Below are 14,507 nucleotides of genomic sequence, written 5' to 3'. Positions count from 1 at the left end.
CCGCTCATCTGCTGTTTCCTTAACTGACAGGCATTAGGGCAAGCCCCCTCCCACACTTATTTGCATTTCAAGTCAGGAGACGGTGCTGTGTTCCTGCTGTTGCTGGCGCTGCGCCACCCAGTATTCCACCAGCTCCCGCAACTGCGACAACTCCACCGGCTTGGCCATATGCCCATCCATCCCGGCCTGGCGCGCACGCTCTTTATGCTCCGACAGGATATGCGCCGTCAGTGCCACGATGGGTGTACGAATCCGCTGGTGGCTGACTTCCCACGCCCGCAGTTGCTGGGTCGCCGAGAAACCATCGAGGATCGGCATTTCACAGTCCATCAGCACCAGGTCGTAACGCTGGGCTTTCATCGCCTCCAGCGCTTCCTCGCCGTTGCTGGCGGTGTCCGGGTTGAGGTTGAGCTTGCCGAGCATGCCGCGAATCACTTTGGTGGAGATGCTGTTGTCTTCGGCCACCAGGATGCGGAAATCTGTCGGCACCGTCACTGCGGCGGGGGCGGGGGCATTCAGGGCCGGGCGCGACGGTAATCCACCCTTGTTGCGCTGGGCCAACTCGTCGGCCAGGGTGGTCTTGAGCGTATACCCGGCCACCGGTTTGGCGAGGATGCGCTTGATCCCGCAGTTGCGCGCGATGATCTTGCTCGGCGCATTGCTGATGCCGGTGAGCATGATCAACAGGATGTCGTGGTTCAGGCTCGGGTCTTCCTTGATCTTCGCCGCCAGTTGCATGCCGGTCATGCCGGGCATGTTCTGGTCCAGCAACACCACGTCGAAGTAGTCACGCAAGTGCGCCTTGGTGCGCAGCAGCGCCAGCGCCTCTTTACCCGACGGCACGGCGCTGACGTTGAGGCCCCAGGCCGAGCATTGCTGCACCAGCACTTTGCGGCAGGTGTCGTTGTCGTCCACCACCAGCACGCGGGCGTCCTTGAGCGGGCCGTCGAGGTCGGAGGTAGGATGCTCCAGGCGTTCCGGGTCCAGCGGCAGGGTCAGCCACAACGTGCTGCCCTGGTGGCTGCCGCTCTTGATGCCGAACTCGCCGTTCATCAACAGGATCAGCTGGCGGGCGATGACCAGGCCCAGGTGGCCGCTCAAGCGGGTGGCCGAGAGGAAATTCTTGCTGTGCAGTTCGCTGTGCAGCAGCGCGTCACGCTCGGCCGCTTCCATCGGCAGGCCGCTGTCTTGCACGGCGATGCGCAGGCGCGGCTTGGTGCTGCGGTCGTCCAGGGCCACCACGATCAGCACTTCGCCTTCATCGGTTTTGTGCAGGGCGTTTTCCAGCAGGCTCAGCAGTGCCTGGCGCAGGCGGGTCGGGTCGCCACTGATGACGCGTGGCACCTGGGGCTGGATAAAGCTGATCAGCTCGACGTTTTGCTGTTCGGCCTTGGCGCGGAAGATACTCAGGCAGTCTTCGAGCAGCGCATTGAGGTCGAACTGCACGTCGTCCAGTTCGATCTGCCCAGATTCGAGCTTGGAGATGTCGAGGATTTCGTTGATCAACGTAAGCAGTTCGTTGCCGGCGCTGTGGATGGTCTGCACGTAGTCGCGTTGTTTCACCGACAGCGGCGTGCCCAGCAACAGTTCGGTCATGCCCAGCACACCGTTCATGGGGGTGCGGATTTCGTGGCTGATCTTCGCCAAAAACTCGGCCTTGGCCGCGATCTCGGCATTGCTGGCGGCCAGGTCGCGGCTCAGGTTGAAACGTGCCTCGACAATCGCGCGCTGGCGCTCACCCAAGGCCAGGCTCATCAACAGGCCGCTGAGGCAGATAAAGCCCAACAGGGTCATGATCAGGCCTTGCGGCGCCAGCAGCGTGAGGCCGAGCAGGGCGGGCAGGATGATCAGCGTGCCGATGTTGAACACCACCATCCCCGCCACGAACAAACGCGCCGGGCGGTAGCCTTTTTGCCAGTGATAGCCCGAGACGAACAGCATGCTCAAGCCCGCCAGCGCCACCAACACATAGGTGATGATGTTCAGCGGCAAGGTGTTGACGAACAACAACAGCAGGCCGCACAGCACGGTCACCAGGATGTCGGCCATCAGCAGCTTGTTCAGCGGGTGCGGGCCCAGGGGCATAAAGAAGCGGTAGGCAAACATCAGCCCGCATGGTGCGGTCAGCAGCAGCGCCAGGTAGGCGCCTGGGGTCTGGATGCCATGCCAATTCGGCAGCCATGGGCCCACCAGGTTGAGCAACAGCGCCAGGCTCAGCATCAGCAGCAACTCGCAGGCTGCCAGCCACAGGCTGCTGCGCGAGCGGTGGTAAGCGAAGCGCGAGAGGTTGTGCATGATCAGCATCAACAGGCAGCCGAACAGCAGGCCGTAGATCAGCGTCTGGGTCTGGTTGGCGGCGGCCAGTACGGCAGGCTCCAGGGTGATGTACGGGCGTAGTTCGTGTTCCGAGACCAGGCGCAGATAGATATCTAACGGTTTCTGGCTCTGGGGCAGCGGCAGCATGAAGTCGCTGCTGGGCAACGGGCGCTCAGCCTGGGGCTGGCGCGTGCCGGTGTTCTGTTGTTCCACCAGGGTGTCGCCATCCAGCACGTAGAGGCTCAGGTGGGACAGGTCCGGGGCGAATACCCGCAGCACTTGCTCGTGCTTGCCGGGTTGCAGCTTGAAACGTACCCACAGCGCACCGTCCGGCTGCGCGGCAGTGATCCGGTCGAGTTCGATGGGGCTGAATTGATTGGTGTAGCGCGAAGAGCGGATGTCGCTCAGTTGCAGGTCGGCCTGTTCATCAAGCAAGACTGCCCAGCCGCTGCCTTGCGCGGCGGCCTGGGCCGGGAACAAGCAGAGCAGCGTCAGCAGACTGACAGTGAAACCTATGGCGATCCTGAGCCAGCGCACGGCGAAATCCCTTCGTAGGTTGATGCACGGGGTAACTATGCGCGGCGAAGCGTGTATACGGCAAGGGCCTGGGGCCCTTGCCTAGCCGAACGGATAGCTACGGACGCCGGCTGCTTACTGGTTCTCGCCCCGTTCACGGGCGATGGCGCGGTAGCCGATGTCCTTGCGGTAGAAACAGCCGTTCCAGTCGATTTTCGCCGCCAGCTTGTACGCTTGTTGTTGCGCAGCGTCGACACTGGCACCCATGGCGGTGGCACACAGCACACGGCCACCGGCGGTCACGACCTTGCCATCCTTGAGCGCGGTGCCCGCATGGAACACCTTGCCTTCCAGCGTAGCAGCCGCGTCCAGGCCTTCAATCACGTCGCCCTTGGCGTAGTCGGCCGGGTAACCACCGGCTGCCAGCACCACGCCGACGCTTGGGCGTGGGTCCCACTGCGCTTCAACCTTGTCCAGGGCCTGGGCCAAGGCGGCTTCCACCAGCAGTACCAGGCTCGACTGCAGGCGCAGCATCACTGGTTGGGTTTCCGGGTCGCCGAAACGGCAGTTGAACTCGATGACTTTCGGGTTGCCCGCTTTATCGATCATCAGGCCGGCATACAGGAAACCGGTGTACACATTGCCTTCGTCGGCCATGCCACGCACGGTCGGCCAGATCACCAGGTCCATCACGCGCTTGTGCACATCGGCGGTCACGACGGGGGCAGGGGAGTAGGCACCCATGCCGCCGGTGTTCGGGCCACTGTCGCCATCGCCGACGCGTTTGTGGTCCTGGCTGGTGGCCATCGGCAGCACGTTCTTGCCGTCAACCATCACGATAAAGCTGGCTTCTTCGCCGTCGAGGAACTCCTCGATCACAACACGCGAACCAGCGTCACCAAAGGCGTTGCCGGCGAGCATGTCGCGCACGGCGTCTTCGGCTTCTTGCAGGGTCATCGCCACGATCACGCCTTTACCGGCGGCCAGGCCATCGGCCTTGATCACGATGGGTGCACCTTTTTCGCGCAGGTACGCCAGGGCCGGCTCGATCTCGGTGAAGTTCTGGTAGTCGGCGGTCGGGATCTTGTGACGTGCCAGGAAGTCCTTGGTAAACGCCTTGGAGCCTTCCAGCTGGGCAGCGCCGGCGGTTGGGCCGAAGCAATCCAGGCCACGGCTACGGAACAGGTCTACGACGCCAGCCACCAATGGCACTTCCGGGCCGACGATGGTCAGGGAGACGTTCTTTTCCGCAAAATCCGCAAGTTGCTCAAGGGCCAGCACGTCGATGGCGAGGTTCTCGCACTTGGCTTCAATGGCGGTGCCGGCGTTGCCGGGGGCGACGAAAACCTTTTGGACGCGTGGGTCCTGGGCAACTTTCCAGGCCAGGGCGTGTTCACGGCCACCGCTGCCAATGATCAAAACATTCATTTCAAAAACCTCAAATTCTGTAGGGCGCCGCAGGAAGGCTTTATGTGGGAGGGGGCTTGCCCCCGATGGCGGTGTTTCAGTCAATTAATGTGCTACTGAACCACCGCTATCGGGGGCAAGCCCCCTCCCACACAAGCTCGCTCTCACATCTCTATCGAGTTGGATCAGTGGCGGAAGTGGCGCATGCCGGTGAAGACCATCGCGATGCCAGCTTCGTCAGCGGCGGCGATGACTTCAGCGTCGCGCATCGAGCCACCTGGCTGGATCACGGCGGTAACGCCCGCTTTGGCGGCATTGTCCAAACCATCACGGAACGGGAAGAATGCATCGGAAGCCATCACCGAACCCACGACCTGCAAGCCTGCGTGCTCTGCCTTGATCGCGGCGATACGCGCCGAGTTCACGCGGCTCATCTGGCCGGCGCCGACACCGATGGTCTGGCGGTTCTTGGCGTAGACGATGGCGTTGGACTTCACGTACTTGGCGACTTTCCAGGCGAAGATCAAATCGTTGATCTCTTGCTCGGTCGGCGCGCGCTTGGTCACAACCTTGAGGTCTTCGCTGCCAATCATGCCGATGTCGCGGCTCTGTACCAGCAAGCCGCCGTTGACGCGCTTGTAGTCCCAGGCCGCAGCGCGGTCGGCCGACCACTCGCCGCAGGCCAGCAGGCGTACGTTGGCTTTGGCAGCCACGATGGCGCGGGCTTCTTCGCTCACGCTTGGGGCGATGATCACTTCAACGAACTGACGCTCGACGATCGCCTTGGCGGTCTCGGCATCCAGTTCACGGTTGAAGGCGATGATGCCGCCGAACGCCGACTCGGTGTCGGTGGCGTAGGCCAGTTCGTACGCCTGGCGAATACCGCCTTCTGCGTCCGGGCTGACGGCCACGCCGCACGGGTTGGCGTGCTTGACGATCACGCAGGCCGGCTTGACGAAGCTCTTCACGCATTCCAGCGCGGCGTCGGTATCGGCCACGTTGTTATAGGACAGTTCTTTGCCTTGCAGCTGGGTCGCGGTGGCGATGCCGACTTCGGCAGGCTTGGCCTCAACGTAGAACGCCGCGCTCTGGTGCGGGTTCTCGCCGTAGCGCATTTCCTGGGCCTTGATGAACTGGCTGTTGAAGGTGCGCGGGAACTGGCTGCGGCCTTCGGTCGACAGGGTTTCAGCAGCCTGGTTAACCGTGCCCATGTAGTTGGCGATCATGCCGTCGTAGGCGGCAGTGTGTTCGAACGCCTTGAGCATCAGGTCGAAACGCTGGGCGTAGGTCAGGCCACCGGCTTTCAGGCTTTCCAGCACGTTGGCGTAGTCGCTGGCGTTCACCACGATGGCCACGTCTTTGTGGTTCTTGGCAGCGGAGCGAACCATGGTCGGGCCGCCGATATCGATGTTTTCGATGGCGGTCGGCAGGTCGCAGCCTGGCTTGTTGATGGTGGCTTCGAACGGGTAGAGGTTGACGGCCACCAGGTCGATTGGCTTGATGCCATGCTCGGCCATGATCGCGTCGTCGGTGCCGCGACGGCCAAGGATGCCGCCGTGGATTTTCGGGTGCAGGGTCTTGACACGACCGTCCATCATTTCTGCGAAACCGGTGTAGTCCGCCACTTCCACTGCGGCCACGCCGTTGTCCTGCAGCAGTTTGAAGGTCCCGCCCGTGGAGAGGATTTCCACGCCCAGGGCTTCCAGCTCCTGGGCAAATTCGAGGATGCCGGTCTTGTCGGAGACGCTGATCAAGGCGCGGCGGATCGGCAGGCGGGTAGTCTGGTCGGTCATTTCAATTTCCATCAAAAGCAAAGGAGTCAGCAAAAAAGGCGACCGGTTTTACGCGGGCGCCTTTCTGGTTGGATTGAATGCTTACAGCAAATCGTATTGCTTGAGCTTTTTGCGCAAGGTGCCACGGTTGAGGCCCAGCAGCTCACTGGCTTTGGTCTGGTTGCCCTTCACGTAGTTCATCACGCTTTCGAGCAACGGTGCTTCGACTTCGGAGAGCACCAGGTTGTACACATCCGTGACGGAGGCGCCCTCCAGGTGGGCGAAATAATTGTGCAGCGCCTTCTCGACACTCCCGCGAAGGGTCTGGCCTTCTTCGCTCGGCGTGTTGAGGTGCTGTTTCAAATTGACGTTGTCGCTCACGGGTGTTGTTCCACTCACTAAAGTCTCGGTCATCATCGTCATGCGGCCACCCCCTCTCCGTCCCCTGTCCCCAGGCTCTTGTAACGCTCGCTGAAGAACTCACGAACGTTGGCGCACTGTGCTTCCGTATCATCCAAACGATTGAAGTGGGCGCGAAACTCCCTGGCGCCCGGCAGGGTTGCGAGATACCAGCCGACATGCTTGCGAGCAATGCGTACTCCCATCACGTCTCCGTAGAAGGCGTGCAGGGCGGCCAGATGCTCTAGCAGAATACGTTCCACCTCGATCAGCTCCGGAGCCGGCAACACGTCGCCGGTGCGCAGGAAGTGGTCGATCTCACGGAAAATCCACGGCCGCCCCTGGGCAGCCCGGCCAATCAACAAGCCATCGGCACCGGTTGCGTGCAGCACGCGCCGGGCTTTCTCGGCTGAATCGATATCGCCATTGGCAAAGACGGGCATCGACACCGCCTGCTTGATCGCGGCAATGGTGTCGTACTCGGCTTCACCGGTGTAAAGGTCGGCGCGGGTGCGGCCATGCACTGCCAGCGCTGTAATTCCTGCCTGTTCGGCGATCTTCGCCACCGTCAGGCCGTTCTTGTTGTCCCGGTCCCAACCGGTACGGATCTTCAGGGTGACCGGCACATCGACTGCGGCGACAACGGCCTGCAGGATCTCGGCAACCAACTGCTCATCTTTCAACAGGGCGGAACCGGCGGCCTTGTTGCAGACCTTCTTGGCCGGGCAGCCCATGTTGATGTCGATGATCTGCGCCCCCAACTCCACGTTGGCCCGGGCCGCATCCGCCAGCATCTGTGCATCACCCCCGGCGATCTGCACCGAGCGGGGCTCGGGATCACCTTCGTGGATCATGCGCATCCGCGACTTGCGGGTGTTCCACAAACTCATGTCGCTGGTGACCATTTCCGAGACTACAAGACCTGCGCCCAAACGCTTGCACAGCTGACGAAAGGGCTGGTCGGTGACGCCCGCCATTGGGGCGAGAATCAAACCGTTGTGCAATGTATATGGGCCGATGCGTACCGCCGACATAGGACTTCCCTGTTGTGGGGCCGGATCATTAGAGTTCGAAAAAGGGTTGGCATGATACCCGCTCTCGATGACTGGATAAAGGCTGAATTGGATAAAATCTGAACAGTTATTTCTTTATCGCTGCCGGTTTGGTTGCGCAGGGCTTAGTCAAGAATCCGCCGTCAAACCTTGGTGCGTGAACCGATTCACTCGGGGGAGTGGAAGCTCAGGCTGTAATTCACGGCTTTGTTGCCTGGGTCGAGGATGTCCAGGGAGATATGGATCGGGGTTTGCGAGGGCATTTCGCTCACGCCCGCCAACTCGCCGCTGAGGTATTCAGCGGGCTTGAAGCGACGACTGGCGATCAGGCCGCCGTTTATGTCGGCAAAGCGCAGTTCCAACAACGGGAACGGCTGGGAGAAGGTCGCACGGTTATAGATGATCGCATCGACCACCAGCGCCCCGGCAAAGTCCGGATGGCTGCGGACTACCAGGTTGCTGCTCTTTATGTGGGCGATATCCACCCGTGATGGCACGGTGCAGCCCACGAGTGGGCACAGTTGCTGGAACCAGGGGCGGTATGCGTCCTGGCGTGCCAGGTCGTCGAACTGGTAGGCGATGTACTGTGCGGCCAGGCCGGCGGCGGCGATCAGCACCAGCAATAGCCAGAACAGGCGGCGGCCCAGGCTCGATGGGCGTTTTTGCGCATAGAGGTGCAGCGGGTCGTCTTCCAGGTCCTGGAGTACATCGTCATGAACGCTGGTTTCTGCGCGCGGACGCTTGCGACGGGGCACCAGGCGTTCTTCGGATTCGGGTTCTTCCGCGGCGTTGGTCAGCGGTGTGAACGGTGGATCGATGTCGTGTTCTTCCGGCGTTGAACGCAGCGGCGGTTCATCGTCGGTGTCGTCGATGTGACGCGACATGGAGGGCTCGGTGCGCTGTCTGGTCGCAGGCCCTTTGACCGGTTCGGCGTGTTCTTCGATGGCCTGGGCGCGTTCCTCGGGCGGTTCGCTGAACAGGCTGGCGGCCCATTTCTCTTCGTCGGCCTTGACCGTCTCGCGGCTGGCGCTGAGAGCGTCGTCTTTTTCACGACGTTCCGCACCGGCGGGCAACGTATGCTGAATTTCGCGGCGTTCCAGCTTGGCCAGTTCTTCGTCCAGGTCCAGGTTGTCCAGGTCCAGCTCTTCGGCGGTCCACTGTTTCTGGCTGATTGCCCGCGGCGGCGGCTCAGCGGCAACCGGCAGCTCAGGCTCCGCTGCACCGGCCGCGCGCTGCTCCAGCAGCTGACGCACCGCGTTGAACACTTGCAGGCACGAGCCGCAGCGCACCACGCCGCGGGCCACGTTCAATTGACCGTGGCTGACGCGGAAACGGGTTTGGCAATGCGGGCACTGGGTGACGAAACTGTCGGTCATGCGGCCATCCGATTCAGGCAAGCGCTCATTCTAGCGCCGACGACCGCTGATGCGTACCCAGCCATCACGGTTGGCGATCGGATCCAGCTCGAAATCCTTGGCGTACGCGGCGGCGACGTCTTCGCCTTGCTCGGCGAGGATGCCCGACAGCGCCAGGCGGCCGCCCGGCTTGACCAGGCTCGACAACTGCGGCGCCAGGGAAACCAACGGCCCGGCGAGGATATTGGCCACCAGCACATCGGCCTGCACCTGGGGCAATTGCTCCGGCAGGTAAAGTGGGAATTTGCCTTCAGGAATGTGGTTGCGCCCGGCGTTATCGCGGGAGGCTTCCAGGGCCTGCACGTCGATGTCGGTGCCCACGGCCTCTTTTGCGCCGAGCAGCAGGGCGGCAATCGCCAGAATCCCCGAGCCACAGCCAAAGTCCAACACGTTGCTGTCAGTCAGGTCCTGGCCGTCCAGCCATTCCAGGCACAGCGCGGTCGTCGGGTGGGTGCCGGTGCCGAAGGCCAGGCCCGGGTCCAGCAGCAGGTTGACCGCATCCGGCTCGGGCGCGGCGTGCCAGCTCGGCACGATCCAAAGGCGCTGGCCGAAACGCATCGGCTGGAAGTTGTCCATCCAGCTGCGTTCCCAGTCCTGGTCTTCGATCACTTCGCTGTGATGTTCGGGCAGCGGGCCGCCGGTGAGCAGTTCCATATGGGCCAGGACGCTGGCGGCATCGGTGCCGTCTTCGAACAGGGCCAGCAAGTGGGTGTGCGACCACAGCGGGGTGGTGTTGAGCTCAGGTTCGAAGATTGGCTGGTCTTCGGCGTCCATGAAGGTCACCGACACGGCGCCCACTTCGAGGAACGCATCTTCGTAGGTTTCGGCTTGTTCTGGGCTGATGGCGAGACGGACTTGCAGCCAAGGCATGGCGGGCACCTTTGAAAAAATTGAATGTGCGACGGGTGGGTCGCGAAAGGGCGCAAGTTTACGCGAGCGGCGGGAGGGGTGTACACATAACAAATGTGGGAGGGGGCTTGCTCCCGATGGCGGTGGATCAGTTGCCTGTATTGAGACTGACACACTGCAATCGGGGGCAAGCCCCCTCCCACATTTGCCCTGTGTACATCCGGAGAATTCAGGCCAATAAACAACAAAACCGCCCGAAGGCGGTTTTGTTGGGGGGAGCACTTACTGGTTGGCCAGTTTGTGTTCCAGGTAGTGAATGTTCACACCACCTTCGCAGAAGCCTTCATCGCGGACCAGTTCCCGGTGCAGCGGGATGTTGGTCTTGATGCCGTCGACCACGATCTCGTCCAGGGCGTTACGCATACGGGCCATGGCCTCGTCGCGGGTGGCGCCCCAGGTGATCAGCTTGCCGATCAGCGAGTCGTAGTTGGACGGAACCTTGTAGCCGCTGTACAGGTGCGAATCGACGCGAACGCCGTTGCCGCCCGGTGCATGGAAATGCTTGACCAGGCCTGGACTTGGGATAAAGGTTTTCGGGTCTTCGGCGTTGATGCGGCACTCCAGGGAGTGGCCGTGCATCTTCACGTCGTCCTGGGTGAAGGACAGTGGGTTGCCAGCGGCGATGCTCAGCATCTCCTTGACGATATCGATACCGGTGACCATCTCCGAAACCGGGTGCTCTACCTGCACACGAGTGTTCATCTCGATGAAGTAGAAACGGCCGTTTTCGTACAGGAACTCGAAAGTACCCGCGCCACGGTAGTTGATATCGATGCAGGCCTTGACGCAGCGAGCCAGGACTTCCTGGCGGGCTTTTTCGTCCAGGCCCGGTGCCGGTGCTTCTTCCAGTACCTTCTGGTGACGACGTTGCAGCGAGCAGTCGCGGTCACCCAGGTGGATCGCATGGCCTTGGCCGTCGGACAGAACCTGCACTTCCACGTGACGTGGGTTGGTCAGGTACTTTTCCAGGTAGACCATCGGGTTGTTGAACCAGGCGCCCGCTTCGGAGCGAGTCTGCTTGGCGGCTTCGATCAGGTCTTCTTCTTTATGCACCACGCGCATGCCGCGACCACCACCGCCACCGGCGGCCTTGATGATCACCGGGTAACCGACTTCGCGACCAATGCGCAGAGCGGTTGCCTCGTCTTCCGGCAGCGGGCCGTCGGAACCCGGAACGGTTGGCACGCCGGCCGCGATCATCGCGTCCTTGGCCGAAACCTTGTCGCCCATCAGACGAATGGTTTCGGCTTTCGGGCCGATGAAAGTGAAACCGGATTTTTCCACCTGGTCGACGAAATCGGCGTTTTCCGCGAGGAAGCCGTAGCCAGGGTGGATAGCGGTAGCGCCGGTCACTTCTGCCGCGGCGATGATGCTTGGGACTTTCAGGTACGAGTTCGTGGCCAGTGGCGGGCCGATGCAGATGCTTTCGTCCGCCAGTTTCACGTGCATCAGTTCCGAGTCGGCCGTCGAGTAAACAGCGACGGTCTTGATGCCTTGTTCCTTACAGGCACGCAGGATTCGCAGGGCGATCTCACCGCGGTTGGCGATCAGGACTTTTTCCAGTTTCTTCGCAGGTTTCAACATCGAAGGCACTCCGCGGTTCAAACGATGGTGAACAGCGGCTGGTCGTACTCAACCGGCTGACCGTTTTCTACCAGGATGGATTCGATGACGCCGGCTTTTTCAGCAGTGATGTGGTTCATCATTTTCATCGCTTCAACGATGCAGATGGTGTCGCCCACTTTCACGGTCTGGCCCACTTCAACGAAGGCTGGCGAGGTCGGTGCCGGGGTGCGGTAGAAAGTACCGACCATTGGCGACTTGACCACGAAGCCGTTCAGCACAGGCGCAGCAGGTGCGGCTGGCGCAGCGGCGGCGGCAGGTGCGGCAGCCGGAGCAGCGGCGGCTGGCGCTTGCATAGGCTGTGGCGCGTAGTAAGGCTGGGCCGGGGTCTTGCTGTGGCGGCTGATCCGTACGGACTCTTCGCCTTCCTTGATTTCCAGCTCGTCGATACCGGATTCTTCCAGCAGTTCGATCAGTTTCTTAACTTTACGGATATCCATGAATCATCAACTCCCAAGGGTCGGTCAGGGGCGCTTGGCCGGTTGTTCAAGTTGTTCCAGGGCGGCCTCCAGGGCCAGTCGGTAACCGCTGGCGCCAAGGCCGCAGATCACACCTACCGCAACGTCGGAGAAGTAGGAGTGATGGCGGAAAGCTTCGCGTTTGTGCACGTTGGACAAATGCACTTCGATGAATGGGATGCTCACCGCCAGCAGCGCGTCACGTAATGCAACGCTTGTGTGCGTAAAAGCGGCGGGATTGATCAGGATAAAGTCCACGCCTTCGCCGCGCGCGGCATGGATGCGATCAATCAATTCGTACTCGGCATTGCTTTGCAGGTAGAGCAGATGGTGGCCGGCTTCACGGGCCCTGCGTTCCAGATCGAGGTTGATCTGTTCCAGGGTCACTGCCCCGTAGACGCCCGGTTCGCGGGTGCCGAGCAGGTTCAGGTTGGGTCCGTGTAGAACCAGAAAGGTCGCCATCGGCTGTTCCTTGTTATTGAAGTGGGTACGGCAGAACCCGGCGACTATGCCGCAAAGCCTTTGTGACTGTCCAGTTCTATGCAGTAGGCAGCACGATTAGCGAGGATAGCGCAAAATTTGTGACTAGGGCCTTGGATCCGGTCATTGGCAACACTGTCTTGAAGCCAATGAGGATCAAATGTGGGAGGGGGCTTGCCCCCGATGGCGGTGTGTCAGTGACAGATGTAGAGACTGACACCCTGCAATCGGGGGCAAGCCCCCTCCCACAGTTTGATCTCCCTATGATGTGAGACCTTGGTCAGAAGGATCAGACCCGAAACGCCTGCACCGCCGTATTGAGCTGCCCACCCAGTACCAACAGATGCTCACCCTGGCTGCGACCCTGGCCAATTCTCAGCAAATTATCCTCACCCAACTGGTGAATCCGCTCGCTGTTGTCGCGAATCTCGCTGACGGCACCACTTTGCTGCGCCGTTACATCGGCAATCCGCACCGCCGTGTCGGAAATGGTCTGGATCGCCCCGACGATTTCATCCAGCGCACCATCGGCGGCTTGGGCTTGTTGGGCCGTGGCCTCGGCATGCTCGACTTGGGCGCGCATGCCTTGCACGGACTGATGGGCGGCGCTTTGCAGGCCGGCGATCAGGGTCTGGATTTCGGCGGTGGCGCCGGCAGTGCGCTGGGCCAGGGAACGTACTTCGTCGGCGACCACGGCAAATCCGCGCCCGGCTTCACCGGCGCGCGCTGCTTCAATGGCGGCGTTGAGGGCCAGCAGGTTGGTCTGGTCGGCAATCGAGCGAATCACCGTGAGCACGCCGCCAATGGTGGCGGACTCTTCGGCGAGTTTTTCGATCATCTGCGCGTTTTGCTGCACTTCGCCCACCAGCGCATGCAACCCGGTCAGGCTCAGGCCGATCACGCGTTGGCCTTGTTCCACGGCATCACCCGCACTGCGACTGGCGCCGGCCGCCTGGCTGGCGTCACCCGCCACTTGCTGGATGGTCGCTTCCAGTTCGCCCAGGGAATCGCGGATCTGTGCGGTGTCGCCGGCCTGGCGTTCGGCGCCGTCGTGCAGGCCACTGCTCAACTCGGCCAGCGCACGGCTACTGCCGGCGACTTCCTCGGCATTGCCACGGATGGTGCCCACCAGGTCCACCAGGTAGGCGCGCAGTCGATTCAGCGAGGCTTCGATATCGTGCAGCTCGCGGTTGGTCTTGCCCAAGGCAATCGGCTGGCTGAAATCCCCTTCGGCCCAGGTCGACAGGGCCGGTGCCAGGTTGGTCAGCACCCGCGCCAGGCGGCGTTGCAGGGTGTCGATGAGTAGGGCGATCAGCAGGATCAGGCCGATCATCACCCCTTGCATTACCCGCACTTCGCCTTGGATCTTGCCATGCTGCGCGCGCACCACCGGCTCCAGGCCGGCGATGGCTTGCTGCACCGCGTTGATTTTCAGGTGGGTGGCGTTGGCCAGGTCGGCGCGTTGCTGGATTTGTTCGCGGGTGCGCTTGAGTTCGGCGGGGTAGCGGGTCAGCAGGCTGTTGAGTTCGCGCTTGAGATCGACGCCGGTGTCCTGGGCTTCGGTTTTTTCGGTGTTTTCCAGGCCCATCAGGGCTGAGAAGTCATCGGCGCTGGACTCGGTGCTGGCCTTTACGCCCAGCAGTGGCAGTTGCTCCAGTACGTCGGCCTGGCTGCGGATAGTGCCGAGTTCACGCTCTACATCATCGGCCAGTTCGGCGCGCCCGCTGCTCACCAATTTGTCGCGGGCCAGGGACAGTTTGCCCAGATGCTGCGACGCGGCCAGCAGCGGAGGCAGATAGCGTGCAGCCTCTGCCGAATTGACGCCCAACGCGTATTGGCTGAGTTGCTCCAGGTTCGCCCCCAATTCACGCTCGGCCTGCAAGAGCAAGGCTTGCGGGTCGCCGGCCAGTTTGCCGGCGGCCAACAGGTCGGTCTTGCTGAACGTCTCCAGGTCCACCAGGCTCGGGCGCAGGTTGTGCGCCAGGTCGGCGGGTAGTTCGTCCAGGTGTTGCAGCAGGCTTTCCAGGCTCTGGCTGGCGCTGCTCAAGCGCAAGGCGTCGCCGCTAGCCAGGTAGTCGTCGATATTGCGCGCGGCCTGGTTCTGGAAGCTCTGTGACAGGCCCAGGTAGCGCTCCATCAGCAAATACGGGCGTTCCAGCG

General features: G+C 61.8%; 10 protein-coding genes and 1 pseudogene. All 11 read right to left on the bottom strand.

Annotated elements, in window-relative coordinates; all coding sequences use genetic code 11:
* Positions 1–72: 72 nt before the first annotated feature.
* Positions 73–2,853, bottom strand: a complete 2,781-nt coding sequence (locus DYL61_RS23750; protein WP_135310348.1) for a hybrid sensor histidine kinase/response regulator — start codon at positions 2,851–2,853, stop codon at positions 73–75.
* A 114-nt stretch (positions 2,854–2,967) separates the two neighbouring features.
* On the bottom strand, positions 2,968–4,260 hold the full coding sequence (gene purD, locus DYL61_RS23745) for a phosphoribosylamine--glycine ligase (protein ID WP_135310347.1): 1,293 nt from the start codon (positions 4,258–4,260) through the stop codon (positions 2,968–2,970).
* Positions 4,261–4,424: 164 nt separating this feature from the next.
* Entirely contained in the window at positions 4,425–6,032 is a 1,608-nt protein-coding gene (gene purH / locus DYL61_RS23740) for a bifunctional phosphoribosylaminoimidazolecarboxamide formyltransferase/IMP cyclohydrolase (protein WP_135310346.1), read from the bottom strand.
* A gap of 81 nt (positions 6,033–6,113) precedes the next feature.
* Positions 6,114–6,434, bottom strand: coding sequence for a DNA-binding transcriptional regulator Fis (gene fis / locus DYL61_RS23735; protein WP_002555375.1), 321 nt, complete (start codon positions 6,432–6,434; stop codon positions 6,114–6,116).
* On the bottom strand, positions 6,431–7,444 hold the full coding sequence (gene dusB / locus DYL61_RS23730; RefSeq protein WP_135310345.1) for a tRNA dihydrouridine synthase DusB: 1,014 nt from the start codon (positions 7,442–7,444) through the stop codon (positions 6,431–6,433). The genes fis and dusB overlap by 4 nt, the downstream gene beginning before the upstream one ends.
* Before the next feature lie 185 nt (positions 7,445–7,629).
* Positions 7,630–8,838 carry a DUF3426 domain-containing protein gene (locus DYL61_RS23720; RefSeq protein WP_135310344.1) on the bottom strand — a complete coding sequence of 403 codons (1,209 nt, stop codon included), beginning with the start codon at positions 8,836–8,838 and terminating at the stop codon, positions 7,630–7,632.
* Between the two features lie 30 nt (positions 8,839–8,868).
* A complete protein-coding gene (gene prmA, locus DYL61_RS23715; protein WP_135310343.1) occupies positions 8,869–9,747 on the bottom strand; it encodes a 50S ribosomal protein L11 methyltransferase in 879 nt (292 codons plus the stop codon).
* 261 nt (positions 9,748–10,008) lie between these two features.
* Positions 10,009–11,370 carry an acetyl-CoA carboxylase biotin carboxylase subunit gene (accC, locus tag DYL61_RS23710; protein ID WP_135310342.1) on the bottom strand — a complete coding sequence of 454 codons (1,362 nt, stop codon included), beginning with the start codon at positions 11,368–11,370 and terminating at the stop codon, positions 10,009–10,011.
* A gap of 17 nt (positions 11,371–11,387) precedes the next feature.
* Entirely contained in the window at positions 11,388–11,849 is a 462-nt protein-coding gene (gene accB / locus DYL61_RS23705; RefSeq protein WP_135310341.1) for an acetyl-CoA carboxylase biotin carboxyl carrier protein, read from the bottom strand.
* A gap of 24 nt (positions 11,850–11,873) precedes the next feature.
* On the bottom strand, positions 11,874–12,329 hold the full coding sequence (gene aroQ, locus DYL61_RS23700) for a type II 3-dehydroquinate dehydratase (RefSeq protein ID WP_056860456.1): 456 nt from the start codon (positions 12,327–12,329) through the stop codon (positions 11,874–11,876).
* Positions 12,330–12,636: 307 nt separating this feature from the next.
* Positions 12,637–13,152 (bottom strand): annotated as a pseudogene (locus DYL61_RS32080) (methyl-accepting chemotaxis protein); the annotation flags it as partial.
* Positions 13,153–14,507: the final 1,355 nt, after the last annotated feature.

Origin of the sequence: Pseudomonas nabeulensis, assembly GCF_004682045.1 — a bacterium.
Classification (GTDB): domain Bacteria; phylum Pseudomonadota; class Gammaproteobacteria; order Pseudomonadales; family Pseudomonadaceae; genus Aquipseudomonas; species Aquipseudomonas nabeulensis.
Note: the sequence above shows the minus strand (reverse complement) of the source record. Positions and strands in the feature narration are given on the sequence as shown.